Here is a 25,700-nt window from a genome sequence, read left to right on the forward strand (position 1 = left end):
CGCGATGGACTCTTACAAGGGCAGTTAAAGGGCAAGGTCTTGCAGTTCGAGTTGCAGCGGCGACGGCCCGGAGAGCTTGACCCGCTCATGGGCGGCCAGCGTCAGCGTCGCGCCGACCACGTTCGGCCGGATCGGCAGCTCGGCGGCGTCCAGGTCCAGCAGGCACACCAGCGTCACGCTGGCCGGGCGACCGTAGTCGAACAGTTCGTTCATGGCGGCGCGGATGGTCCGGCCGCTCATCAGTACGTCGTCGATCAGCACCAGGTGCTGGCCTTCGATCTCGAACGGCAGCGCCGAGGGGCGTACTTGCGGGTGCAGGCCGTTCTGGCTGAAGTCGTCGCGGTAGAAGGACACATCCAGGGTGCCCAGCGGCGATTGGCTGCCCAGTGCTTCGAGCAAGGCCTGGGCGACCCAGACGCCACCGGTGCGAATGCCGATGTAGCGCGGTTCGCTGATGCCGCGGTGTTCCAGGTGTGCCGTGAGACGAATCGCCATCTGGCTGATCAGTTCGGCAGGATTGGGCAGGCTCATGCTGGCTCCTTCAGGTTCCCGGGCCGGTGGTGAGTGGCGCGGCTTATCGCTAAAAGAAAGCGCCTTGGCGGCGCTTTGTAAAAAATCAGGTTTCGAACAGGGCGGCGTTGGCATCGAGCCAGCCTTGCAGCAGCAGGGCGGCGGCGATGGCGTCCACCGGATTGTCGCGGTAACTGCCTTTCTGCCCGCCGCGCACCAGGCGCTCGCCCTTGGCCTCGAAGGTGGTCAGGCGCTCGTCATGGGTATAGAAGGGCAGGTTGTAGCGGCCATTGAGCCGGCGGGCGAACTTTTCGGCGCGCAGGCACATGTCGCTGGGCGTGCCGTCCATGTTCAGCGGCAGGCCGACCACCACGGCATCGGGTTTCCACTCCTTGATCAGCGCTTCGACCTGGTTCCAGTCCGGAACACCGTTCTGCGCCTTCAAGGTGCACAACTCGCGGGCCTGGCCGGTAATGACCTGGCCGACCGCTACGCCGATCTGTTTGGTGCCGTAATCGAAGCCCAGCAGCAAGCGCAGGGCCATCAGGCGTGTCCTGCCTGGCTGGTGAGCAGGCTGAGGTTGACCCCCAACCGGCTGGCCGCCGCTTCCAGGCGCAGTTCGCTGCTGGTATTGAACAGGATGTCGGCGTCGAACGGGCAGGTCAGCCAGGCGTTGTCGGCCAGCTCGGCTTCCAGTTGCCCGGGTTCCCAACCGGCATAGCCGAGGGCGATCAGGCTTTTCTGCGGGCCGACGCCGTCGGCGATGGCGAACAGTACGTCCTGGGAGGTGGACAGCGACAAGCCGTCCAGGTCCACCGTGGCCTGGTATTTGGGGCCCGACGGATGGAGCACGAAGCCGCGGTCGGTCTGCACCGGGCCGCCGACGAAAATCGGCACGTGCTGGCACAAGAGTGGCGGTTCGACCTCGGGTCGCAGTTGCTCAAGAATGTCCGCCAGGCTCAGCTCTTGCGGGCGATTGATCACCAGCCCCATGGCCCCATTGGCCGTGTGCTCGACGATGTAGGTCAAGGTATGGGCAAAATTCGGATCGGCCATGTGCGGCATGGCAATCAGGAAGTGATGCTTGAGGTAGGTGGGGCTGACGTTTTTCATAGGCGCTAGTGTGGCGGCGCAGGGGCGAACTGACAAGCTGGGGATGTGCAGGAAATGCCCCGATCTGGCTGGCGACACCGATCAAATGTGGGAGCGGGCTTGCTCGCGAAGGGGCCCGTGCAACCGACAGATCTCTTGCGGCAGGACCGCCGTCTTCGCGGGCAAGCCCGCTCCCACAAGGGATCTGCGGCGGGCGCCGAGGTTATGTCCGGCACAAACCAGTGATCAATTGCTGGACAGCCGGTCGCCGCGGGCGAATTTCCAGGTGCGGATGATTTCCAGCCGGTCGATGTCCGACAAATCCCCGGTAAACGGCGCGAACGGCGCAGCCAGGCGCACGATCCGCTGGGCGGCCTGGTCCAGCAGCGGCTGGCCGGAGGATTCGAGCACCAGCACTTCATACAGCGAGCCGTCACGATTGATCGAGACCATCAGCCGCAGGTTGCCGTAGATCTGTTTGCGCCGCGCTTCGTCAGGGTAGTTGAGGTTGCCGATGCGCTCGACCTTCTTGCGCCACTCGTCCTTGTACCAGGCACCCTTGTCGCGCATGGTCGAAGCGGCGCTCAGGCGGTGGATGCGCGGGCGCTTGGCGTAGAGCTGTTGCTCCTGGGCCAGTTCGGCTTCCAGGCTGGCGATGTCGCTGGACAGCTGGGAGCTGTCGAAGGTGGGCGCGGGGGCCTGGGGCTTGGGATCAGGCTTGACCTCTTCCTTGGCCGGGGCTTTCTTCGGCTTCGGCGCCACGGTGGTCACGGCCGCCTTGGGCGCCGCTTCCTGCACTTCGGGCTTGGCCGCTGGCGGCGGGGTGACTTTCTGCACCGTGTTGTCCTGGAAGGGCGCGATCTCGGTGGTCTTGGGGATCGCCTTCTTTTCCAGGGTGCCGCTGCCTTGCTGGTTTTCCTGGGCGAGGAAGTCGGCCTTCTTGGGCTTGGTCTCGCTCTTGAAGGTGGCCAGGGTGATTTCCAGGGTCTGGCTGATCTGTTTCGGCTCGACCGTGGCAAACCCGACGCCCAGCAGCAAGGCCAGGTGGATCAGCGCCGCCAGGAACAGGGTAAAACCGAGGCGATCAGCCGGGCGCACGCCACGATGGGCGAGCTCTTGGGGCAGATCGGACGGGAGTGTCATGACAAGGAAACCAACATCGCGTTTTTTTCAGGCCGGGCATGATAACGCAATGTGGGTTTCCTTCAGCAGATCTGGATCAACGAGCCTTGAGCTTCTGATCGATGGCATCCATCAACAGGCCGCCGATGTCGGTGCCAAAGGCGTTATCGATCTCGCGGATGCAGGTCGGGCTGGTGACGTTGATTTCCGTCAGGTGCTCGCCGATCACGTCCAGGCCCACGAACAACAGGCCTTTTTCCCGCAGGGTCGGGCCGACCTGGGCAGCGATCCAGCGGTCCTTCTCGGTCAACGGTCGTGCCTCGCCACGGCCGCCGGCTGCCAGGTTGCCCCGGGTTTCACCGGCCGCCGGGATACGCGCCAGGCAATAATCCACCGGCTCGCCGTCGATCATCAGGATGCGTTTGTCGCCATCGACGATGGCCGGCAGGTAGCCCTGGATCATGATCTGCTGTTTGCCGTGCAGCGTCAGGGTTTCCAGGATCACCGACAGGTTCGGGTGGCCGGCGGTGTGCCGGAAGATCGAGGAACCGCCCATGCCGTCCAGGGGCTTGAGGATCACGTCGCCGTGATGGTCGGCAAATTCGCGCAACACGTCCGGGCGACGGCTGACGATGGTCGGCGGCGTGCACTGCGGGAACAGCGTGGCAAACAGCTTTTCGTTGCAGTCGCGCAGGCTCTGGGGCTTGTTGACCACCAGCACGCCGGCGTTTTCCGCTTGTTCCAGCAGGTAGGTGGAGTACACGAACTCCATGTCGAACGGCGGATCCTTGCGCATCAGGATCACGTCCAGGTCGCTGAGCAGTGCATCGCGCTCGTCGCCCAGCTCGAACCACTTCTCGGGGTTGGCGAAGACGTTCAGCGGCTTCATCCGCGCCCGTGCCTGGCCTTCGGCCTGGTAGAGGTCGCGCTGCTCCATGTAGAACAGCTCCCAGCCGCGCTTCTGAGCGGCCAGCAGCATGGCCAGCGAGCTATCCTTTTTATAGGAAATGCTGGCGATAGGGTCCATGACAATGCCGACGCGTACGCTCATGGCTTGGTTCCTCGAAATGTGATGGGCACATAATGGCGTGAAAAAGTGGCGTCAGAGTGGCGCCCGGAAGATTGGCGGTCAAGGAAAAACCACCGCGCCGAGCGGCCGATAGATCGGCGATGGAGACTGTGCTAAAAAGGCTGCCATGTGACGTGCGGGCCTTGAACATCAAGGGTTTGCGCTGTCGATCACACTTACGCGTTAAAAACCGGTTCGCAGTGGCAATGGCAGAGCATCTCACGCAGCAGCAACCCAGTGCCTTGAAGGTCATGGTCATCGACGACTCGAAGACCATCCGCCGCACCGCCGAAACCTTGCTGCGCAACGTGGGCTGCGAGGTGATCACGGCGATCGACGGCTTCGATGCCCTGGCCAAGATCGCCGACCATCATCCGGGCATCATCTTCGTCGACATCATGATGCCGCGCCTCGATGGCTACCAGACCTGTGCCCTGATCAAGAACAACAGCGCGTTCAAGGCCACGCCGGTGATCATGCTGTCGTCCCGGGATGGGTTGTTCGACAAGGCCAAGGGGCGCATCGTCGGTTCCGATCAGTTTTTGACCAAGCCGTTCAGCAAGGAAGAACTGCTGGGGGCGATACAGGCCCACGTCCCGGGCTTTGCCGCTGTCCAGCCGCACCAGGCACATTAATGACACTCGGCCAACGGGCCTGGGGTCAACAAGAAAATGGGGAATACCATGGCACGAGTTCTGATCGTCGATGATTCGCCGACTGAAATGTACAAACTGACCGGCATGCTGGAAAAGCACGGCCATCAGGTCCTGAAGGCCGAGAATGGCGCCGATGGCGTGGCGCTGGCCCGCCAGGAAAAACCCGATGCGGTGCTGATGGACATCGTCATGCCCGGCCTCAATGGTTTCCAGGCCACGCGCCAGTTGACCAAGGACCCGGACACCGGCCATATCCCAGTGATCATCATCACCACCAAGGATCAGGACACCGACAAGGTCTGGGGTACGCGCCAGGGGGCGAAGGACTACCTGACCAAGCCGGTGGACGAAGAAACCCTGATCGCGACCCTGAACAAAGTACTGGCGGGTTGACGGCGCGGCCATGAGCCAATCCCTGACGGCCTTCGAACTGCTGTTGCAGATCGACCGGCGTTGCCGGCTGCTGGGGGCGGACCTGCCCTCCCAGCCGACCCACCGTGCCGGCTGGAGCGGCATCGGCTTTCGCCTGGGCGAGCACTGGTACGTGGCGCCGATGGGCGAAGTCAGCGAAGTGCTGCACGAGCCACGTCACACGCATTTGCCCGGGGTCAAGCCGTGGGTGCGTGGCGTGGCTAACCTGCGGGGGCGCTTGTTGCCGTTGATGGACTTGTGCGGGTTCTTCGGCCATGAGCTGTCCACCGTGCGCAAGCAGCGGCGGGTGCTGGTGGTGGACCACGACGAGGTGTTCGCCGGATTGCTGGTGGACGAGGTCCTCGGGCTGCAACACTTTGCCCAGGACAGCCTGGAACCGATGCCGGTGGACGACCACGACGGCCCGGAAGCGGCCTTCGTCAAGGGCCGGTTCGGCGGCGAGCGCGAGTGGCAAGTGTTCAGCCCATTTGCCCTGGCGCGGTCGCCGGGGTTCATGGATGTGGCGATTTGACGAGATGCAGCGCAGGCCCCTTGTGGGAGCGAGCTTGCTCGCGATTGCGGTAGGTCAGTCAGGGCAATGCTGACTGATCCAAGGCTATCGCGAGCAAGCTCGCTCCCACATGGGGACCACGGTGAGTGAGTTGGATTGGGCAGCACAGGCGAGAACCGATGATCAAAGCAAAAACAGGCAAGCCACTGGAAGCGTCGCGCAGTCGTTCGCAGATCATCGTGCTGTTCGTCGCGCTGATCGTCTTCATCGTGCTGCTGTTCGCCAACTTCGCTTACCTCAACACCCAGTCCACCTACGACAAACAATACATCGGCCATGCCGGTGAGCTGCGGGTGCTGTCCCAGCGGATCGCCAAGAATGCCACCGAGGCCGCCGCCGGCAAGCCTGCGGCGTTCAAGCTGCTGAGCGATGCGCGCAATGACTTCGCCCAGCGCTGGGGCTACCTGAAACAGGGCGATCCGGTGACCGGCCTGCCCCCTGCGCCCGCCACCCTGCGCCCGCAGATGCGCGCCGTGCAGCTGGATTGGGAGCGCCTGCTCAAGAACACCGATGCCATTCTCTCCAGCGAACAGACCGTGTTGTCGCTGCACCAGGTGGCGGCCACCCTGGCCGAAACCGTGCCGCAGTTGCAGGTCGAGTACGAAAAAGTCGTCGAGATCCTGCTGCAACGTGGCGCGCCAGCCACCCAAGTGGCCATGGCCCAGCGCCAGTCCCTGCTGGCCGAGCGGATTCTCGGCGCGGTGAACACCGTGCTGGCGGGGGACGAAAACGCCAGCCAGGCCGCCGATACCTTCGGTCGCGACGCGGCGCGTTTTGGCCAGGTGCTCAATGGCATGTTGCAAGGTGACCCGGCCCTGAAAATCTCCCAGGTCCAGGACCGCGATGCCCGGGCGCGGCTGAGCGAAATCAGCGAGCTGTTCGAGTTCGTCTCCGGCTCGGTGGATGAAATCCTCGAAACCTCGCCGGAGCTGTTCAAGGTCCGCGAATCGGCCGGCAATATCTTCAACTTGTCGCAGACCTTGCTCGACGAGGCTTCGCGCCTGGCCACGGCCTTCGAAAACCTGGCCGGCGGGCGTTCCGTCAATACCATCGGCGGCTATGTGCTGGGCCTGCTGGCGCTGATGTCGATCATCCTGATCGGGCTGGTGATGGTCCGCGAGACCAACCGCCAGTTGCACGAAACCGCGGAAAAGAACGAGCGCAATCAGAACGCGATCATGCGGCTGCTGGATGAAATCGAGGACCTGGCCGACGGTGACCTGACCGTCACGGCCTCGGTCACCGAGGATTTCACCGGCACCATCGCCGATTCCATCAACTACTCGGTGGACCAGCTGCGCGACTTGGTGGCGACCATCAACCTCACCGCCGGCCAGGTCGCCGCGGCCGTGCAGGAAACCCAGGCCACGGCGATGCACCTGGCCCAGGCGTCCGAGCACCAGGCCCAGCAAATTTCCGAAGCTTCGACTTCAATTAATGAAATGGCCCAGTCCATCGACCAGGTGTCGGCCAATGCCGCCGAATCGTCGGCGGTGGCCGAGCGTTCGGTGGAAATTGCCAACAAGGGTAACGAGGTGGTGCACAACACCATTCATGGCATGGACAACATTCGCGAGCAGATCCAGGACACCGCCAAGCGCATCAAGCGCCTGGGTGAGTCATCCCAGGAAATCGGCGACATTGTCAGCCTGATCGACGACATCGCCGACCAGACCAACATCCTGGCCCTCAACGCCGCTATCCAGGCGTCCATGGCCGGCGATGCCGGGCGCGGGTTCGCGGTGGTGGCTGATGAAGTGCAACGCCTGGCCGAGCGTTCTTCGGCGGCGACCCGGCAAATCGAAACCCTGGTGCGAGCGATCCAGGCCGACACCAACGAAGCGGTGATTTCCATGGAGCAGACCACCACTGAAGTGGTGCGCGGTGCGCGACTGGCCCAGGATGCCGGCGTCGCCCTGGAAGAGATCGAGGGTGTGTCCAAGACCCTGGCGGCGCTGATCCAGAGCATCTCCAACGCGGCGCAGCAACAGACCACCTCGGCGGGGCAGATTTCCTTGACCATGAACGTGATCCAGCAGATCACCACGCAGACTTCGTCGGGCTCCACCGCCACCGCCGAAAGCATCGGCAACCTGGCGAAAATGGCCAGCCAGCTGCGCCGTTCGGTGTCGGGGTTTACCTTGCCGGCCGCACCTGTGGCGGATGAGGACAAGGAGTGACTGGCCGCACTTTCCTGGCCGCAGAGACCTTCTGTGGCGAGGGGATTTATCCCCGCTGGGGCGCGAAGCGGCCCCTAGCAATGCAGAACCCAATCTCTATGTACCAGGCTGGCTATTTTGGGACTGCTTCGCAGTCCAGCGGGGATAAATCCCCTCGCCACAGGTTGATTTGGAGTGGTTATGGGTGATCGGCACGACTACGTGGCCCTGGAATGGGTCAAGGGCGAGATTGCCGAAACGCTGAAGCAGGCCCATCTGGCCCTCAACCGCCTGGTGGACGATCCCCAGGCGTCGGACGCCCTCGGGCAATGCCTGGCCTGCATTCACCAGGTCCACGGCGGCCTGCAGATGGTCGAGTTCTACGGTGCGGCGTTGCTGGCCGAGGAGATGGAGCAGCTGTGCGCCGCCCTGCAGGACAACCGCGTCACCCATCGCGATGAAGCCATCAGTCTGTTGAGCCAGGCCCTGGGGCAGTTGCCGATCTACCTGGACCGCATACAAGGCGCCCGCCGCGACCTGCCGCTGGTGGTACTGCCCCTGATCAATGACCTGCGCAGTGCCCGGGGCGAGAGCCTGTTGTCGGAAACCAGCCTGTTCAGTCCCGAATTGCCCGATATTGCGCCGCTCAGCGACGAGGCCTTGCAGCGCCTCGAACCCGCTGACCTGCCGAACACCTTGCGCAAATGGCGCCAGACCCTGCAAATGGCCCTGGTGGGCCTGCTGCGCGAACAGGATGACGCGACGCACCTCGGTTACCTGGCCAAGGTTTTCCAGCGCCTGGAAACGTTGTGTGCCGGGGCGCCGCTCAATGCCTTATGGCAAGTGGCCTCAGCGCTGGTCGAAGGCATGCGTGACGGGCGCATCGCCAACAGCCCGGCGCTGCGCAGCCTGTTCAAGGAAGCCGACAAGGAGCTCAAGCGCCTGCTGGACCAAGGCATGCCTGGCATCAATCAACCGGCACCGCCCCACCTGCTCAAGAGCTTGTTGTTCTATATTGCCAAGGCCGAACATCCCAGCGGGCAGATGCAGATCATGAAAGAACGCTACTCACTGGACGACGCGCTGCCCGACAGCGCCATGGTCGACGAAGAACGCGCGCGCCTGGCCGGGCCTGACCGCGATGCGATGCGCTCGGTGCTCGCCGCGCTGTGCGAGGAGTTGGTACGGGTCAAGGAGCGCCTGGACCTGTTCGTGCGCAGCGATCGCCAGCACGCCTCGGAACTGGACAGCCTGTTGGCGCCGTTGCGGCAGATCGCCGACACCTTGGCGGTGCTGGGTTTCGGCCAGCCGCGCAAGGTCATCATCGATCAACTGGCCGTGGTCCTGAGCCTCGCCCAGGGCCAGCGCGAGCCGGATGACGCGACCCTCATGGACGTTGCCGGGGCCTTGCTCTATGTCGAGGCGACCCTGGCCGGCATGGTCGGCACCGTCGAGCCCGAGAGCCGCGAAGACACGCACTTGCCCACCACCGACCTGACCCAGATCCACCAGATCGTCATCAAGGAAGCCCACACCTGCCTGCAACAGGCCAAGGATATGATCGTCGACTACATCGACGCGGACTGGAACAGCGAGCAGCTGCAACCGTTGCCGGCGCTGCTGACCCAGGTGCGCGGTGCGCTGGCGATGATTCCCCTGAGCCGTGCCGCCAGCCTGGTGGAGGCCTGCAATGCTTTCATCCGTGACCATCTGTTGCTGGAGCGGGCCCAGCCGGGTTGGGAAGAGCTCGATCATTTGGCCGACGTGATCACCGGTCTCGAATACTACCTGGAGCGCTTGAGCGAGGACCCGGAAACCCCTGGCGAGCCCTTGCTCGATGGGGTCGAACGGAGCCTGGCCGCGCTCGGTTATTACCCTGACGAAGCGCGGGTACCGGTGCTTGACGATGTGTTGAGTCCCAACGAAGCCCAGGTCATGCAGGACTTGCAGGAACTGGATGACCCGCAGACGGTGCAGTCCTTGGCACAGGTGCTGGCCAGTCCGGTTTCGGCGGTCAATCCACCGGCCAGGAGCACCCCAGGCAGCCTGTTGCCCCCACCACTGGACGAGAGCCCGGTGGACGACGAGTTGCGTGAGGTCTTCCTCGAGGAAACCGCCGAGGTGCTCGACGTCCTGCGTGAATACTTGCCGCGCTGGAGTGCGCATCCCGACGACCACGGCGCCCTGAGCGAACTGCGCCGGGCCTTCCACACCCTCAAGGGCAGTGGTCGGATGGTGCGGGCGCTGGTGCTGGGTGAACTGGCCTGGGCCGTGGAAAACCTGCTCAACCGGGTACTGGAGCGCAGCGTCGAGCCGCAGGCGTCGGTCCGTCAGTTGATCGAAGACACGGTGCAGTTGTTGCCGGCCCTGGTGGCCGAATTCGCGGCCAATCGGCAGCGCCAGCGCGATGACGTCGACCGCCTGGCCGCCTGCGCCCATGCCCTGGCCAAGGGCGGCGATGAAGACGATGAAGACGACGAGCAGGACGTGGCCGCCCTCGATCCGCTGTTGTTGAAGATCTTCGACAACGAAGCCCAGGGTCACCTCGCCAGCCTCAATCGTTTTCTCGACCAGGCGGCCGACCACCTGCCGTTGCAGGCCAGCGATGAATTGCAGCGGGCTTTGCACACCCTCAAGGGCAGCGCTTCGATGGCCGGCGTGCTACCCATCGCCGAGTTGGCCGGTGCGATGGATGAACTGGCCCGGGAGTACCGGGCGCACCTGATTGCCCTCGACCTGGATGAGGTGGAGTTGCTGCTGGAGGCCGAAGGGCTGCTGCGCCGCGGCCTGCGCCAGTTGCACAGCGAGCCGCTGGCGCCGATCCCCGGCGCCGGGGATCTGATCCAGCGCGCCCAGGCCCTGCTGGCCGAGCGTCTGCATGCCGCCAACAGTGCGCCCGACAAAGCGATGCGGACCAAGCGCGATCCACAGCTGATCAACAACTTCCTCGCCCAGGGCATGGACATCCTGCTGGACGCCGAAAGCCTCTTGCAGCGCTGGCAGCAGCACCCCGGCGAAGGCCAGGAACTGAGTGCGCTGCTGGATGAACTGACGACCCTCGGCGAAGGCGCGCACCTGGCCGACCTGCACCCGGTGGACGAACTCTGCGAGGCGTTGCTGGACCTCTACGGCGCGGTGGAAGAAAGCAGCCTGGCGGTCAGCGATGAATTTTTCCAGCAGGCGCAGCTCGCCCATGAAGCACTGATCGACATGCTCGATGAGCTGGCGGCCGGGCAGCACGTGCGTCCGCGGCCTGAGCGGGTAGCGGCCCTGCGTCGCCTGCTTCAGGAGAGCCTCGACCCGTCGGCCACTGGCCTGATCCGTAGCGACGGCAGCCGCACGCTGAGTATCCGCGAACTGGGCCACGCGACGGCGGAAATGGCACGCGACGCGCCCGCCGAGACCTCGGTGGACGATGACCTTGCGTCGATTTTCCTCGAAGAGGCCCAGGACATCCTCGAAAGTGCCGCCCAGGCCTTGCAGCGCTGGTTGGCCGATCCGGACAACGGTGCGCCGCTGTCCTCGCTGCAGCGCGACTTGCACACCCTCAAGGGCGGCGCGCGGATGGCCGACATCCGACCGGTGAGCGACCTGGCCCAGGAGCTGGAAAACCTTTACGAAGGGCTGGTGGACCGGCGCTACAGCTACAGCGAGGAGCTGGCGCAACTGCTCGGCAGCAGCCACGAACGCCTCGACCTGTTGCTCGGGCAGTTGCAACAGGGCCAACCGTTGGGCGATCCCGTTGCGCTGATCGACGCTATCCGAAGGTTCCGCCAGGACAAGCCGAACGCCATCGAGGCGAGCGCAGCGGCCCAGGCCGACGGCGCCGGCCATGATCCCGAGTTGCTGGAAATCTTCCTTGAAGAAGGCTTCGACATCCTCGACAGCTCAGGCGCGGCGCTGCTGCGCTGGCAGGAAGAACCGTCGAATCGCCAGGCCGTGGAAACCCTGCTGCGGGATTTGCACACCCTCAAGGGGGGAGCGCGGATGGTGGAAATCGTCCCTATCGGCGACCTGGCCCATGAGCTGGAAAACCTCTACGAAGGCCTGTCGGCGGGCCTGCTCCAGCCGACCCCGGCATTGTTTGCCTTGCTGCAAAGCAGTCATGACCGACTGGCGCAGATGCTCGATGCGGTGCGCGCCGGCCATCCGTGCCCGCTGGCCGATCGGCTGATCGCGCAGATCCAGGCGGTGAATCATCCCCCGGCAAGTGCGGTGTCCCAGGCTGCCCCGGCGCCGGAGCCGATCACGCCCCCCATCGCGAGTCCGCCCGCGGCGCCCGCCAGACAAGACCCCGGCGCAACGGGCGACGGTGCGGACATGGTCAAGGTCTCCGCCGAACTGCTCGACGACCTGGTGAACCTGGCGGGGGAAACGTCGATTTTTCGTGGGCGCATCGAACAACAGGTCAACGACGCACACGTGGCCCTGAGCGAAATGGAAACCACCATCGAGCGCATGCGCGACCAGTTGCGGCGCCTGGATACCGAAACCCAGGGGCGGATTCTCAGTCGTCAACAAGTGGAGGCCGAGCGCCTGGGCTACGAAGAGTTCGACCCGCTGGAGATGGATCGGCATTCCCAGTTACAGCAGCTGTCCCGGGCGCTGTTCGAGTCTGCCTCGGACTTGCTCGAACTCAAGGAAACCCTGGATCGCAGCAATCACGATGCCGAACTCCTGCTGCAACAGCAGGGGCGGATCAACACCGAGCTCCAGGAAGGCCTGATGCGCACGCGCATGGTGCCGTTCGAGCGCATGCTGCCGCGGCTCAAGCGCATCGTCCGGCAAGTGGCGCAGGAACTGGGCAAGGACGTGGAGTTCGTGGTGGGCAATGCCGACGGCGAGATGGACCGCAACGTCCTGGAACGGATGGCCGCGCCCCTGGAGCACATGCTGCGCAACGCCGTCGACCACGGCCTGGAACCGGCCGACGTGCGCGTCGCCGCCGGCAAGCCGGCGCGAGGGCGCATCAGCCTCGACCTGTCGCGGGAAGGCGGCGACATCATTTTCGACATCCGCGACGACGGTGCCGGCGTGCCGCTGGAGGCGGTGCGGACCAAGGCGATCAAGCGGGGCCTGCTGGCGCCGGATAGCGATATCAGCGACCGCGACGTGCTGCAGTTCATCCTGCAACCGGGGTTTTCCACGGCGGAAAAAATCACCCAGATCTCCGGGCGTGGCGTGGGCATGGACGTGGTCCACGAAGAGGTGCGGCAGTTGGGCGGCAGCATGACCATCGATTCAACGCCGGGGCAGGGCGTGCATTTCCGCATTCGCCTGCCATTTACCGTGGCAGTGAACCGGGCGTTGATGGTGCATTGTCACGAAGACCAGTACGCGATCCCGTTGAACGCCATCGAAAGCATTGTCCGGGTATTGCCGGCCGAATTGGACGGCTATTACCAACTCGACCCGCCGACCTACACCTACGCCGGACAACGCTATGAACTGTGCTACCTGGGCGAGCTGCTGAAAACTGGCCCCCGGCCGAAGCTGCTGGGCCAGAGCCAGCCGTTGCCGCTGCTGCTGGTGCAGTGCAACGAGCGGCACGTGGCCGTGCAGGTGGACGCTATCGCCGGGACCCGGGAGATCGTGGTCAAGAGCCTTGGCCCGCAATTCTCGGCGGTGCAGGGCCTGTCCGGGGCGACGATCCTGGGGGATGGCCGGGTGGTGTTGATTCTCGACCTGCTGGCGCCGATCCGCGCCTTGCCCCACCAGGTCCCGCGCCGCCAAGTGCCGGTGGAAGGCGAGGGTGAGCCGCAACGGCCACTGCTGGTGCTGGTGGTGGATGACTCGGTGACGGTGCGCAAGGTCACCAGCCGCCTGCTGGAGCGCCATGGCATGCACGTCCTGACCGCCAAGGACGGCGTGGACGCCATGGCGCTGCTGTCCGAGCACGCGCCTGACCTGATGCTGCTGGACATCGAGATGCCGCGCATGGACGGCTTCGAAGTGGCCACGCAAGTGCGCAACGACCCACGCCTGGCGCACCTGCCGATCATCATGATCACCTCCCGTACTGGCCAGAAACATCGCGACCGCGCCATGGCCATCGGCGTCAACGACTACCTGGGCAAGCCGTACCAGGAATCGGTGCTGCTCGACAGCATCGCTTACTGGAGCAGAACCCATGCATGACCTGCATCACTCACGCGCCAGCCACCTCACCGGGCTGCTGCTGCCACTGGCCGACCGCCACCTGATCCTGCCCAACGTGGCGGTGGCCGAACTGATCGACTACCAGAGCAGCGCCTTCGATATGGACACCCCGCCGTGGTTCCTGGGCTGGGTGAGCTGGCGCGAACGGCAGATTCCGCTACTGAGCTTCGAGTCGGCCTGCGGTCAGAAAACCGTGATCGGCGAGCGAGCACGCATCGTCATCCTCAACGCCCTGGGTGGCCGGCCGGAGCTGCGCTTCATCGCATTGCTGGTGCAAGGGATCCCGCGCTCCTACAAGCTCGACAGTCAGTTGAGCTACGTTGACGTGCCGCTGTGCGGGCTGGAGCAGGCGGCGGTGCAAGTGGGGGAACATGTGGCGAAAGTGCCGGACTTGCTGGCGTTGGAGGAGTTGGTGGTGGCGACCGGGTTGGTTCAGCAGCACAAATTCTGAAGTCTATGCAGCGCCCATGTGGGAGCGAGCTTGCTCGCGATAGCGGAGTGTCTGCCGGCTCAGTGTTGACTGATCCACCGTCATCGCGAGCAAGCTCGCTTCACAGAAGTCCAGGCGCTTACGTTTAATGCCACTTCCAACTTGATAAGTCCCAAAAAGGGACCTATCGTTCCCTTTTTGGGACTTTTGGCCTTTTCCATGAATCATCTCTCTCTAAGCGATGCCTTGTTCACGGCCACTCAGCAACGGGTCCTGGGTCTGTTGTTCGGTAAACCGGATCAAAGTTTCTATGCCAATGAAATTGCTCGCTGGGCTCAAGTCGGCAAGGGCAGTCTCATGCGGGAGTTGGAGCGTTTGCAAAACTCAGGGATCTTGATGATGACTCGCCAGGGCAATCAAACCCATTACCAAGCCAATGTGAACTGCCCGATTTACGCGGAACTGTTGGGCATCGTTCAAAAAACCATGGGTATAGCGGAACCGTTGCGCCAAGCCTTGCAGCCGTTTTCCAGGCAGTTGAGTTGGGCATTCGTCTACGGTTCCGTCGCCAAAGGCCAGGCGAACGCATCCAGTGACATAGATCTCATGCTGATCGGCGAAGGCCTGCACTACAGTGAAGTGATGGAGCGGCTTATGCCTCTGGAAGAGAAACTGGGCCGTCCTCTTAACCCTACGCTCTACACGCCCCAGGACTGGGCCGCAAAATTTGCGGCGGGTAACAGCTTCGTGGTTCGGGTAGCGCAGCAGGACAAGATCAACTTGCTGGGTGAAGACCCTTTGGAGTCCAAGGATGGGCAAGCAGGAAAGCCTGGAAAATCTGTTACGTAGCGGCAGCCTCAAAGCAGAACCGCCGGATCGCCAGGAATGCGAGGGCTTGGTGCGTTCTGCAATGGACCGCCTGACAGATGCGCAAACAGTGTCTCTTTCGTTTGCCAGTCGATTCGACCTGGCGTACAACGCCGCCCATGCCGCCGCCCTTACGGCGTTACGTTTGAGCGGCTATCGTTCGGACAAGCGTTATCTGGTCTTTCAATGCCTGGTTCATACGGCGGATGTCACCAAAGTGCAGGTCCGGCTATTCGCCCTATGCCATGAGCGGCGCAACCTTGCCGAGTACGAGGGCTACATGGATGAAGATGACGCGCTTCTTATCCAACTGATTGAGAGTGCGGTAGAACTGCTCAAGCGGGTTCGGCAATTGATGAGTATGAGTTGATCCCTGCTGGCCGCTACAAAATCCAAAGCCAAACGCAATCCTTGTGGGGGCTTGCTTGCTCGCGATAGCGGACTGTCTGCCGGCTCAGTGTTGACTGATCCACCGTCATCGCGAGCAAGCTCGGCTCCCACAGGGGACTGGGTCTTTTTCCTCACCATTACTCCAACCGTAACGATCCGCCGCTGAGCTTGATTGATGCCCTCGCCACAACACTCCTAAGGTAACCCCCACGACAGCGAACCCGTGGAGTGGTCATGACAACAACAATATCCCCCGACTCGCGCTGGACGCGGCGGCGCAGCGAAAAGCAGCGGCGTCTCGGGCTGGTGAAGGGGCTTGCCGACGGTGTGGTGTTGCCCACCGACAGGATCGTCGCGGCGCTGGAGGCGTTGATTCTGCCGGGCGACCGTGTGGTGCTGGAAGGCAATAACCAGAAGCAGGCGGATTTTCTCTCGCGCTCCCTGGTGAAAGCCGATCCGTCGAAGCTCCACGATTTGCACATGATCATGCCCAGTGTCGGTCGTTCCGAACATTTGGACCTGTTCGAACGCGGTATCGCTCGCAAGTTGGACTTTTCCTTCGCCGGCACCCAGAGCCTGCGCATCAGCCAGTTGCTCGAAGACGGCCTGCTGGAAGTCGGGGCGATCCACACCTACATCGAACTCTACGCCCGGCTAGTGGTGGACCTGATTCCCAACGTGGTGCTCTCGGCCGGCTTCATGGCCGACCGCGCCGGCAACATCTACACCGGCCCCAGCACCGAGGACACGCCGGCGCTGATCGAGCCGGCGGCTTTCAGCGACGGCATCGTCATTGTCCAGGTCAACCAGTTGGTGGACGACGTCAGCGACCTGCCACGGGTGGACATCCCGGCGTCCTGGGTGGACTTCGTGGTGGTGGCCGACAAGCCGTTCTACATCGAGCCGCTGTTCACCCGCGACCCGCGCCACATCAAGCCTGTGCACGTGTTGATGGCGATGATGGCGATCCGTGGGATCTACGAAAAACACAACGTCCAGTCCCTCAATCACGGCATCGGTTTCAATACCGCCGCCATCGAATTGATCCTGCCGACCTACGGCGAATCCCTCGGCCTGAAGGGAAAGATCTGCCGTAACTGGACCCTCAATCCGCACCCAACCCTGATCCCGGCCATCGAAAGCGGCTGGGTCGAAAGCGTGCATTGCTTTGGCACCGAGTTGGGCATGGAAAACTACATCGCCGCCCGCCCCGACGTGTTCTTCACCGGTCACGACGGCTCTCTGCGCTCCAACCGCATGGTCTGCCAACTGGCCGGGCAGTACGCGGTGGACCTGTTCATCGGCGCCACTCTGCAAGTGGACGGTGACGGCCATTCCTCCACTGTGACCCGTGGCCGCTTGGCCGGCTTCGGCGGTGCGCCGAACATGGGCCACGACCCACGCGGTCGCCGTCATGGCACGCCAGCCTGGCTCGACATGCGCCATGGCGATGGCGAGGCGCCGTTGCTCGAGCGCGGCAAGAAGCTGGTGGTGCAGATGGTCGAGACGTTCCAGGAGGGCGGCAAACCGACCTTCGTCGAGACCCTCGATGCGGTGGATGTGGCGAAGAAAGCTGGCATGCCCCTGGCGCCGATCATGATCTACGGCGACGACGTCACCCACCTGCTGACCGAAGAGGGCATCGCCTACCTGTACAAGGCTCGTTCCCTGGAAGAACGCCAGGCGATGATCGCCGCCGTGGCCGGGGTCACCGCCATCGGTTTGCGCCATGATCCGAAAGACACCGCGCGCATGCGCCGCGAAGGGCTGATCGCCTTGCCCGAAGACCTCGGCATCCGTCGCACCGACGCCACCCGCGAGTTGCTCGCGGCCAAGAGCGTGGCCGATCTGGTGGAATGGTCCGGTGGCCTCTACAACCCGCCCGCCAAGTTCAGGAGCTGGTAAATGCACGCCTTCAACCTGCAACCGAAAAAACTGTCCTTGGCCGAACATCTGGCGGACATGGCGGTGGAGGCGCTGATCGACGAAGCCGACCTGTCGCCTAAACCGGCCTTGGTGGACCGTCGCGGCAATGGCGCCCACACCGACCTGCACCTGGGCCTGATGCATGCGTCGGCGCTGTCGCTGTGGCCGGCGTTCAAGGAAATGGCCGAGGCCGCCCTTGAATGCGGCGAAATCGACTTGCCGTTGCGCGAAGCCCTTGGGCGGATCGGCCGTGAGGGGGAAGCGGCGATGCTCGCCACCACAGGCGGGGTAAACACCCATCGTGGTGCGATCTGGGCCTTGGGCCTGTTGGTCGCTGCAGCGGCGCTGGCACCTGAATCCAGTGTTGCCAGCGCCGTTACTTTGCGCGCTGCCCGCCTGGCTTTGCTCAACGACCGTCATGCGCCCCAACCCTTGAGCCACGGTGCCCAGGTCGCCCAGCGCTACGGCGTGCGCGGTGCCCGGGAAGAAGCGCAACTGGCGTTTCCGGCGGTGACTGGCCTGGGCCTGCCGCAACTCAAGCGCAGCCGCGCGGCGGGGGCGGGCGAGCAGAACGCCCGGCTCGATGCCTTGCTGGCGATCATGACTCGCCTGGCCGACACCTGCGTGCTCTACCGGGCCGGCGAAGCGGGTCTACAGACCATGCAACAAGGCGCCAGAGCGGTGCTCGATGCCGGTGGCAGTGCGAGCCTGGGCGGTCGTCGCCAATTGCACGCGCTGGACCAACAACTGATTGCCTTGAACGCCTCGCCCGGCGGCGCTGCCGACCTGCTCGCCGCCTGCCTGTTCCTCGATCGTATCGAGCGCGGCGATGGCCTCTTCCCTGGAGTGTGCTGATGGAAACCCTATCCTTTGAATTCCCCGCCGGGCAACCGCCACGGGGCCGGGCGCTGGTGGGCTGCGTCGGCTCGGGCGACCTGGAAGTGCTGATCGAACCTGGCCTGGCGGGCAAGCTGACCATCCAGGTGCAGACCTCGGTCAATGGCAGTGAACAACGCTGGCAACATCTGTTTGCCCGCATGTTCGACGGCCAGACGCCACCGGCCCTGTCCATCGACATCCATGATTTCGGCGCCACCCCCGGCGTGGTGCGCTTGCGACTGGAGCAAGGTTTCGAGGAGATCGGCCATGACTGACAGCGCAGCGTTGCTCAACAAGCACAGCTTTGTCGAACTCGGCGCCCGGCAGCGGGCCAAGGCCTTGCTCGATGACGGCACTTTCCGTGAGTTGCTCGACCCGTTCCAGCGGGTCATGTCGCCATGGTTGTTGCGTCAGGGCGTGGTGCCGCAAAGCGACGACGGCGTGGTGATCGCCAAAGGCTCGCTCGATGGCCTGCCCGTGGTGATCGCCGCCATTGAAGGTGCGTTCCAGGGCGGCAGCCTCGGCGAAGTCGGCGGGGCGAAGATTGCCGGTGCGCTGGAGCTGGCCGCCGAAGACAACCGCAAAGGCATTCCGACCCGCGCCGTGCTGCTGCTGGAAACCGGTGGCGTGCGGTTGCAGGAGGCCAACCTGGGGCTGGCGGCGATTGCCGAGATTCATTCGGCGATTGTCGATTTGCGTCAGTACCAGCCGGTGGTTGGCGTGGTGGCCGGCAGCGTCGGTTGCTTTGGCGGCATGTCCATCGCCGCCGGGCTGTGCAGTTATCTGCTGGTGACCCAGGAGGCACGGCTGGGCCTGAACGGTCCACAAGTGATCGAACAGGAAGCCGGCCTCGACGAATACGACTCCCGTGACCGGCCGTTCATCTGGAGCCTGACGGGTGGCGAGCAGCGTTTCGCCACGGGACTGGTGGATCGTTATGCGACCGACGATGTGACGCAGATCCGCCAACAGGTCAGCCAATTGCTGCACCTGGGCGTGCCCGTGCAACACCGTAGCGGCCAGGCCGAACTGTTCCTGCGGCGCTTGGCCCGCTTGGACACTGACGTGCAAATCGAACCGGCAGCGGTTCGTCAGTTGTATCAGGGAGAACGCCCATGAGTGCGTATTCATTGAGAGGCTTGCGCTGGTTCGAAGCCTTGAGTGGCGGTGCCAAGCCGTTGGAGGGATTGCCTGCTTCGTTGAAAGTCGCCGATGTCCGCCTGGGCGAGCAGACCGCGCGCCTGCTGGCGGTGGTGGCCGATCCCGACAACCGTTTCCCACGGGCGCGCAACGGCGAAGTCGGCTTGCTGGAAGGCTGGGGCCTGGCCAGGGCGGTGGATGACGCCATCGCCGCCGACCGCGATGCGTCTGCCAAGCGCCCACTGATCGCCATTGTCGATGTACCGAGCCAGGCCTATGGCCGGCGCGAAGAAGCCCTGGGCATTCATCAGGCCTTGGCCGGTGCGGCGGACAGCTATGCCCGTGCGCGGCTGGCCGGGCATCCGGTGATTGGCTTGCTGGTGGGCAAGGCGATGTCGGGGGCGTTCCTGGCCCACGGCTACCAGGCCAACCGGCTTATCGCCCTGCGCGACCCGGGGGTGATGGTCCACGCCATGGGCAAAGCCTCGGCGGCGCGGGTGACCTTGCGCAGTGTCGAAGAGCTTGAAGCCTTGGCCGCCAGCGTGCCGCCGATGGCTTACGACATCGACAGTTTTGCCAGCCTGGGGTTGTTGTGGGAAACCTTGTCGGTGGAGCAGATCGAACAACCGACGGCGGCTGATCTGGCGCGGGTGACCGATTGCCTGCAACAGGCGATCAACGATGTTGCCGGTGCATCTCGAGACCTGAGCAGCCGCCTCGGTGCGGCCCATCGGGCAGCCTCCAGCACCGTTCGCCAATTGTTGAGCGCGCAGTGGTGAACAACCTTATGGCCCATGACCTGCTCTGGGGGCTGACCCCGGAGCGGTTGCCTGCGGATGCGCCGGCCTGGGTCGTTGAAGCCTTGAGTCTCGGGCAACCGGTGGTGGTGCGAAGGGCGATGAGCGCTGCGGGATACGTTGCGGTGGGCGTGCGCGGGCAATCGCGGGAACAACGTTACGCCACGTCGATTCTGGTGGCGGCGATCAAACGCCGGGTGCGCCCCGAAGACCTATGTCACGTCGAATCCCGTCGCGACCTGCCGGCCTTGCACGCGCTGTCCCGACTGCGTCCGTTGCTCGACGCCAGCGGTTGGACCTGGGGCATCAGTGGCAGCGCCGGGTTCGAACTGGCCAGCGGTATCGAGGTGCTGCACGAGCGCAGCGACCTGGACCTGATCCTGCGCACGCCGCAACCGCTGGATCGCCTTCAGGCCAGGGAGTTGCTGGCGCAGCTGGACGGCTCGGCATGCACCGTGGACATGCAATTGCAAACCCCCTGTGGCGGCGTCGCCTTGCGCGAATGGGCGGGTTCGTCGCCTCGGGTCTTGCTCAAGGATGACGTCCAGGCCCGGCTGGTGAGTGATCCTTGGCAGCCTTGCGTGGAGCAGGTCGCGTGAGCAGCCTCTTCGTTTTTCCCGGCCAGGGTGCGCAGCGCGTGGGCATGCTCCATGGGCTGGCGCCGCTGGTCCTGGACGAGGCGGGGGATGTGCTCGGTGAAGACGTCTTGCGGCTGGACAGCGCCGAGGCGTTGCAATCGACCCGTGCTGTGCAGCTGTGCCTGCTGATCGCCGGCGTGGCGGCGGCCCGCCGATTGCTGGAGCAAGCTCCGGCGCCGGATTATGTGGCAGGGTTGTCCATCGGTGCGTATCCGGCGGCGGTCGTTGCCGGGGCGCTGGGCTTCGAGGATGCGCTGCGGCTGGTCAGCCTGCGCGGTGAACTGATGCAGCAGGCGTATCCGCACGGCTACGGCATGAGCGCGATCATCGGCCTGGATCTGGCGGCAGTGGAAGCCTTGCTGGAGCAGGTGCACGGTGAAGCAACGCCGGTCTACCTGGCCAATATCAACGCCGACAACCAAGTGGTCATTGCCGGCAGCGACGAAGCCATGGGCCTGGTCGCCGAAAAGGCTCGGCGCCAAGGGGCTGGCAAAGCCTGTCGGCTGGCGGTGAGCGTGCCGTCCCATTGCCCGTTGCTGGAGGCTCCGGCGCGGACATTGGCCCAGGCATTTGCCGAGGTACCGTTGAAAGCCCCCACACTGGGCTATCTCAGTGGCAGCCGCGCCCGGCCGGTGATCAGCATTGAGGCCCTGCGCGACGACCTGGCCTTCAACATGTGCCGCGTCGTCGATTGGCGTGGCACCGTGCAAAGCGCCTACGAGCGTGGCGTGCGGCTACAGATCGAACTGCCACCCGGCGCGGTACTCACCGGGCTGGCGCGCCGGGTGTTCGAGCAGGGCACCGTCATTGCCTTCGACGGTGCCCGGCTCGATACCTTGCAGGCGCTGTTGCGTGAGGAGGGAAACCGCCAACCCTAGACACCGACTCAAGCTGGCGAAGCACAAAAACAACAACTTCGACGATGCACTTTGAGGACTACGACAATGATTATTTACGGTGTGGCGCTGTTGGCGATCTGTACGCTGACAGGGGTGATCCTGGGCGACATGCTCGGCGTGTTGCTGGGCGTCAAATCCAACGTGGGCGGGGTCGGCATTGCGATGATCCTGCTGATCTGCGCACGGCTGTGGACGCAAAAACGCGGCGGCATGACCAAGGACTGTGAGATGGGCGTCGCCTTCTGGGGCGCCATGTACATTCCGGTGGTGGTGGCGATGGCCGCGCAGCAGAACGTGGTTACGGCCCTGCACGGTGGCCCGGTGGCGGTGTTGGCGGCCATCGGTTCGGTGGTGCTCTGTGGTTGCACCATTGCGCTGATCAGCCGGACCCATAAAGGAGAGCCATTGCCCGATGAGCCGGCGGAACTGACCCCGCTGGGCACGCCGGCAGGAGGCCGCTGATATGTGGGATCTCATCGAGAAAGGCCTGGAGCATAACGGTCTGATCACGGCATTCGCGTTCGTGGGCGTGATCATGTGGGTGTCAGTGGTGCTGTCCAAGCGCCTGACGTATGGCCGGGTCCACGGTTCGGCGATCGCCATCGTCATCGGCCTGGTGCTGGCTTGGGTCGGGGGAACCATGACCGGCGGGCAGAAAGGCCTGGCGGACTTGTCTCTGTTCTCCGGTATCGGTTTGATGGGCGGCGCCATGTTGCGTGACTTCGCCATCGTTGCCACGGCATTCGAAGTGCAGGCCACCGAGGCGAAGAAGGCCGGGATGATCGGGGCCGTCGCGTTGCTGCTGGGCACGATCCTGCCGTTCATCGTCGGCGCGAGCATTGCCTGGCTGTTCGGTTATCGCGACGCGGTAAGCATGACCACCATCGGCGCGGGTGCAGTGACCTATATCGTCGGGCCCGTGACCGGGGCCGCGATTGGCGCCACGTCCGATGTGATGGCGCTGTCGATTGCCACCGGCTTGATCAAGGCGATCATCGTGATGGTCGGCACCCCCATGGCGGCCCGCTGGATGGGCCTGGATAACCCGCGCTCGGCCATGGTATTCGGTGGCTTGGCCGGGACGGTGAGTGGCGTGACGGCCGGCTTGGCGGCGACGGACCGGCGGCTGGTGCCGTATGGCGCGTTGACGGCGACCTTCCATACCGGGCTGGGGTGTTTGCTGGGGCCTTCGTTGTTGTACTTCATTGTTCGCGGGATTGTCGGTTAAGTCTCCAGATCGGCTCTGAGCGGGCCGACGCTATCGCGAGCAAGCTCGCTCCCACAATGGATCGGGGTGAACCTGGATGCTGGGTATACCACGCACCTTGTGGGAGCGAGCTTGCTCGCGATGGGGGCGGCGCGATTTCATGCCTGGCGATTGGCATACATCCGGCACTCGGCCAACAGCGCCAGCAGGTTCGGATCCCGCTCCTTGGCCTTCAGGAACACCACGCCGATGTGCTGTTGCAACCGGTACTTTTCCTGCAGCGGGATCAGTTTCACCCGGTTTTCATACACCGCCGCAATCCGGCCCGGCAGCAAGGCATAGCCCACCCCGGAGCTGACCATGCTCAGCAGGGTGAAGATGTCGTTGACCTGCATCGCCACCTTCGGCTCGAACCCCGCCTGCTTGAACACCCGGTTACCGTCCTGGTGGGTGGCGAAGCCTTGGGTGAGGGTGATGAAGGTTTCGTCGCGCACTTCGGCCAGGTCGACTTCGCTGCGTTGGGCAAAGGGTGAATCAGCTGGCGTGGCGAGGAAGATGTCGTCGGAAAACAGCCCGATATGTTCGCAGTCCGGGTCGTTGACGCTGTCGTCCAGGGAGATCAGGATCGCGTCTACCTCCATGTTCTTGAGCTTGTACAGCAGGTCGATGTTCGAGCCCAGGATCAGGTCGATATTGAGTTCGCTGCGGCGGATCTTCAGGCCCATGATCAGCTGCGGCACGGTCTTGACCGTGAGCGAATACAGCGAACCGAGCTTGAAGCGCTCGGCGGAGAACCCGGCGGCCTCGCGGGTCAGGCGCACACTTTCGACCACGTCCTGGATCAGCTTCTGCGCCCGCTCCTCCAGCACGTAAGCGCTTTCCAGCGGTGTGAGGTTGCGACCTTCGTGCTTGAACAATGGGCAGCGCAGGGCGCTTTCCAGCGAGTGAATGGCCCGGTGCACACTGACGTTGCTGGTCTGCAACTCGGCCGCCGCCCGCGCCAGGTTGCCGGTGCGCATGAAGGCCAGGAACACCTCCAGTTTCTTCAGGGTCAATTCTTCGTCGATCAGCATGGGGCGGACTCTTATTCGTATGGTTTGATTGTGCCCCAATCGACTCTTTTTGGAGGAGTTAATCAGTGGTGGGCTCAGGGGTAGCAGCAAACCATTGCACTTTGCAGCGCCAAGCCTGAGCCTGGGCACCTGTTTCTAAATGTGAGGTGGTATTGGATGTATCACGGGGAACGACTCAACGCCTGGACGCACCTGGTGGGGGCGGTGGCGGCGTTTATCGGCGCAGTGTGGTTGCTGGTGATCGCCGGGATGGCGGGCGATCCGTGGAAGATCGTCAGCGTGGCGATCTACGGGTTCACCTTGTTGGTGCTGTACAGCGCTTCGACGGTTTATCACAGCGTGCGCGGGCGCAAAAAAGAAATCATGCAGAAGGTCGATCACTTTTCGATCTATCTGTTGATCGCCGGCAGCTATACCCCGTTCTGCCTGGTGACCCTGCGCGGGCCGTGGGGCTGGACGTTGTTCGGGATCGTCTGGGGGCTGGCCGTGATTGGTATCTTGCAGGAAATCAAGCCGCGTTCCGAAGCGCGGATCCTGTCGATCGTGATCTACGCCGTGATGGGCTGGATCGTGCTGGTGGCGGTCAAGCCCCTGCTGGCGGCCCTGGGCAGCACCGGGTTCGTCTGGTTGGCCTCGGGCGGCGTGTTGTACACCGTCGGCATCATCTTCTTCGCCCTCGACCACCGGTTGCGCCACGCCCATGGTATCTGGCACCTGTTCGTGATCGCCGGCAGCCTGCTGCATTTCGTGGCGATTCTGTTTTATGTGCTCTGATCCCTGAGCAACCTGGATTCAATGTGGGAGCGAGCTTGCTCGCGATAGCGTCGGATCAGTCAGCATCGATGTTGACTGGCCCACCGCCATCGCGAGCAAGCTCGCTCCCACAGGGGGCATCTGACTTCAGAAATCCCCCCACAACTGCTGCGCCACGGCCAGGGCCACCACCGGGGCGGTTTCGGTGCGCAGCACGCGAGGGCCGAGGCGGGCGGCCTGGTAGCCGGCGGTCTTGGCCTGCTCGACCTCGGCATCCGACAAACCGCCTTCGGGACCGATCAGGAAGGCCAGGGTCGACGGTTTTTCATGACTGACCAGCGGCTCGGCCACCGGGTGCAGCACCAGCTTCAGTTCGGCCTCGGCCTGCTTCAACCAGTCAGTCAGCAGCAGCGGCGGATGGATCACCGGCACGGTCGAGCGCCCGCACTGCTCGCAAGCACTGATCGCCACCTGGCGCCAGTGCAGCAGGCGCTTGTCGGCGCGTTCGTCCTTGAGGCGCACTTCGCAGCGCTCGCTGAAAATCGGCGTGATCTCGCTGACCCCCAGCTCCGTGGCTTTCTGGATCGCCCAATCCATGCGCTCGCCCCGGGACAGGCCCTGGCCGAGGTGGATACGCAACGGCGATTCAAGTTGTCCGGCGAATTGTTCGTCCAACTGCACCCGCACGCGCTTTTTGCCGACTTCGGCCAACGTGCCGCGAAACTCCTGACCGGAGCCATCGAACACCTGCACCGCATCGCCCTCGGCCATGCGCAGCACCCGGCCGATGTAGTGGGCCTGGGCTTCGGGCAGTTCGTGGTCGCCGAGGCTCAGGAGGGTGTTGATGAAGAAGCGGGACAGTCTCATGTGTGTTCTCTCGATCGTTCCCACGCTCCGCGTGGGAATGCCGCCACGGACGCTCTGCGTCCGCTGTGAAAGTGACGCAGAGCGT

At 63.8% G+C, this 25,700-nt stretch carries 25 protein-coding genes; 18 read left to right on the forward strand and 7 right to left on the reverse strand.

The window, feature by feature from the left end:
* Positions 1 to 24 precede the first annotated feature (24 nt).
* From pyrR to gshB, 5 genes are all read right to left on the reverse strand, one after another.
* The gene (gene pyrR / locus BM321_RS12850; RefSeq protein WP_060740208.1) at positions 25 to 531 is read right to left on the reverse strand and encodes a bifunctional pyr operon transcriptional regulator/uracil phosphoribosyltransferase PyrR; all 507 of its coding nucleotides are present in this window, start codon (positions 529 to 531) and stop codon (positions 25 to 27) included.
* 85 nt (positions 532 to 616) lie between these two features.
* The gene (ruvX, locus tag BM321_RS12855; RefSeq protein ID WP_003177497.1) at positions 617 to 1,054 is read right to left on the reverse strand and encodes a Holliday junction resolvase RuvX; all 438 of its coding nucleotides are present in this window, start codon (positions 1,052 to 1,054) and stop codon (positions 617 to 619) included.
* Complete coding sequence (locus BM321_RS12860; protein WP_092442759.1) at positions 1,054 to 1,623, reverse strand: YqgE/AlgH family protein; 570 nt, start codon at positions 1,621 to 1,623, stop codon at positions 1,054 to 1,056. The genes ruvX and BM321_RS12860 overlap by 1 nt, the downstream gene beginning before the upstream one ends.
* Positions 1,624 to 1,848: 225 nt before the next feature.
* Entirely contained in the window at positions 1,849 to 2,745 is an 897-nt protein-coding gene (locus BM321_RS12865) for an energy transducer TonB (RefSeq protein ID WP_092329703.1), read from the reverse strand.
* Between the two features lie 76 nt (positions 2,746 to 2,821).
* Complete coding sequence (gene gshB, locus BM321_RS12870; protein ID WP_092204946.1) at positions 2,822 to 3,775, reverse strand: glutathione synthase; 954 nt, start codon at positions 3,773 to 3,775, stop codon at positions 2,822 to 2,824.
* A 224-nt stretch (positions 3,776 to 3,999) separates the two neighbouring features.
* Between gshB and BM321_RS12875 the strand changes: the two genes are divergently transcribed.
* The 17 genes from BM321_RS12875 (at position 4,000) to madM (ending at position 22,943) form a co-directional block, all read left to right on the forward strand.
* Complete coding sequence (locus BM321_RS12875; RefSeq protein ID WP_092170757.1) at positions 4,000 to 4,428, forward strand: response regulator; 429 nt, start codon at positions 4,000 to 4,002, stop codon at positions 4,426 to 4,428.
* Between the two features lie 48 nt (positions 4,429 to 4,476).
* Positions 4,477 to 4,842: a twitching motility response regulator PilH gene (pilH, locus tag BM321_RS12880; RefSeq protein ID WP_003206465.1), complete on the forward strand. Its 366-nt coding sequence runs from the start codon at positions 4,477 to 4,479 to the stop codon at positions 4,840 to 4,842.
* A 10-nt stretch (positions 4,843 to 4,852) separates the two neighbouring features.
* A complete protein-coding gene (locus BM321_RS12885; RefSeq protein ID WP_092442760.1) occupies positions 4,853 to 5,392 on the forward strand; it encodes a chemotaxis protein CheW in 540 nt (179 codons plus the stop codon).
* Positions 5,393 to 5,550: 158 nt separating this feature from the next.
* Positions 5,551 to 7,611 (forward strand): methyl-accepting chemotaxis protein, encoded by a 2,061-nt coding sequence (locus tag BM321_RS12890; RefSeq protein WP_092442761.1) that lies wholly within the window; start codon positions 5,551 to 5,553, stop codon positions 7,609 to 7,611.
* A gap of 180 nt (positions 7,612 to 7,791) precedes the next feature.
* Entirely contained in the window at positions 7,792 to 13,728 is a 5,937-nt protein-coding gene (locus tag BM321_RS12895) for an Hpt domain-containing protein (RefSeq protein ID WP_092442762.1), read from the forward strand.
* Entirely contained in the window at positions 13,721 to 14,200 is a 480-nt protein-coding gene (locus BM321_RS12900) for a chemotaxis protein CheW (RefSeq protein ID WP_092442763.1), read from the forward strand. The genes BM321_RS12895 and BM321_RS12900 overlap by 8 nt, the downstream gene beginning before the upstream one ends.
* Before the next feature lie 198 nt (positions 14,201 to 14,398).
* A complete protein-coding gene (locus BM321_RS12905; RefSeq protein ID WP_092170787.1) occupies positions 14,399 to 15,028 on the forward strand; it encodes a nucleotidyltransferase domain-containing protein in 630 nt (209 codons plus the stop codon).
* A complete protein-coding gene (locus tag BM321_RS12910) occupies positions 14,991 to 15,416 on the forward strand; it encodes a hypothetical protein (protein ID WP_092442764.1) in 426 nt (141 codons plus the stop codon). Before BM321_RS12905 ends, BM321_RS12910 begins: the two co-directional genes overlap by 38 nt.
* 254 nt (positions 15,417 to 15,670) lie before the next feature.
* Positions 15,671 to 17,341 carry a malonate decarboxylase subunit alpha gene (gene mdcA / locus BM321_RS12915; RefSeq protein ID WP_092442765.1) on the forward strand — a complete coding sequence of 557 codons (1,671 nt, stop codon included), beginning with the start codon at positions 15,671 to 15,673 and terminating at the stop codon, positions 17,339 to 17,341.
* On the forward strand, positions 17,342 to 18,217 hold the full coding sequence (locus BM321_RS12920) for a triphosphoribosyl-dephospho-CoA synthase (RefSeq protein ID WP_092442766.1): 876 nt from the start codon (positions 17,342 to 17,344) through the stop codon (positions 18,215 to 18,217). It abuts the gene before it with no gap.
* Entirely contained in the window at positions 18,217 to 18,516 is a 300-nt protein-coding gene (locus BM321_RS12925) for a malonate decarboxylase subunit delta (protein ID WP_003206454.1), read from the forward strand. Before BM321_RS12920 ends, BM321_RS12925 begins: the two co-directional genes overlap by 1 nt.
* Positions 18,509 to 19,360 carry a biotin-independent malonate decarboxylase subunit beta gene (locus BM321_RS12930; protein ID WP_092442767.1) on the forward strand — a complete coding sequence of 284 codons (852 nt, stop codon included), beginning with the start codon at positions 18,509 to 18,511 and terminating at the stop codon, positions 19,358 to 19,360. The genes BM321_RS12925 and BM321_RS12930 overlap by 8 nt, the downstream gene beginning before the upstream one ends.
* Positions 19,357 to 20,160, forward strand: coding sequence for a biotin-independent malonate decarboxylase subunit gamma (mdcE, locus tag BM321_RS12935; RefSeq protein ID WP_092442768.1), 804 nt, complete (start codon positions 19,357 to 19,359; stop codon positions 20,158 to 20,160). The genes BM321_RS12930 and mdcE overlap by 4 nt, the downstream gene beginning before the upstream one ends.
* Positions 20,154 to 20,777, forward strand: a complete 624-nt coding sequence (locus tag BM321_RS12940) for a malonate decarboxylase holo-ACP synthase (RefSeq protein ID WP_175534937.1) — start codon at positions 20,154 to 20,156, stop codon at positions 20,775 to 20,777. Before mdcE ends, BM321_RS12940 begins: the two co-directional genes overlap by 7 nt.
* Positions 20,774 to 21,694, forward strand: a complete 921-nt coding sequence (gene mdcH, locus BM321_RS12945; RefSeq protein ID WP_092442769.1) for a malonate decarboxylase subunit epsilon — start codon at positions 20,774 to 20,776, stop codon at positions 21,692 to 21,694. The genes BM321_RS12940 and mdcH overlap by 4 nt, the downstream gene beginning before the upstream one ends.
* A gap of 66 nt (positions 21,695 to 21,760) precedes the next feature.
* Positions 21,761 to 22,177, forward strand: a complete 417-nt coding sequence (gene madL / locus BM321_RS12950) for a malonate transporter subunit MadL (RefSeq protein WP_072405887.1) — start codon at positions 21,761 to 21,763, stop codon at positions 22,175 to 22,177.
* Position 22,178: 1 nt separating this feature from the next.
* On the forward strand, positions 22,179 to 22,943 hold the full coding sequence (gene madM, locus BM321_RS12955) for a malonate transporter subunit MadM (protein ID WP_072405886.1): 765 nt from the start codon (positions 22,179 to 22,181) through the stop codon (positions 22,941 to 22,943).
* A gap of 137 nt (positions 22,944 to 23,080) precedes the next feature.
* On the opposite strand, the gene BM321_RS12960 is transcribed toward madM, so the two are convergent.
* Complete coding sequence (locus BM321_RS12960; protein WP_092329730.1) at positions 23,081 to 23,995, reverse strand: LysR family transcriptional regulator; 915 nt, start codon at positions 23,993 to 23,995, stop codon at positions 23,081 to 23,083.
* 156 nt (positions 23,996 to 24,151) lie between these two features.
* Here BM321_RS12960 and BM321_RS12965 point away from each other — a divergent pair, with 156 nt between their 5' ends.
* Positions 24,152 to 24,769 carry a PAQR family membrane homeostasis protein TrhA gene (locus BM321_RS12965; RefSeq protein ID WP_092329732.1) on the forward strand — a complete coding sequence of 206 codons (618 nt, stop codon included), beginning with the start codon at positions 24,152 to 24,154 and terminating at the stop codon, positions 24,767 to 24,769.
* 126 nt (positions 24,770 to 24,895) lie between these two features.
* Here BM321_RS12965 and BM321_RS12970 read toward each other — a convergent pair whose 3' ends face one another.
* Positions 24,896 to 25,615, reverse strand: coding sequence for a 16S rRNA (uracil(1498)-N(3))-methyltransferase (locus BM321_RS12970; RefSeq protein ID WP_092442770.1), 720 nt, complete (start codon positions 25,613 to 25,615; stop codon positions 24,896 to 24,898).
* Positions 25,616 to 25,700 lie beyond the last annotated feature (85 nt).

The organism is Pseudomonas sp. NFIX10 (assembly GCF_900111955.1).
Classification (GTDB): Bacteria; Pseudomonadota; Gammaproteobacteria; order Pseudomonadales; family Pseudomonadaceae; genus Aquipseudomonas; species Aquipseudomonas fluorescens_AA.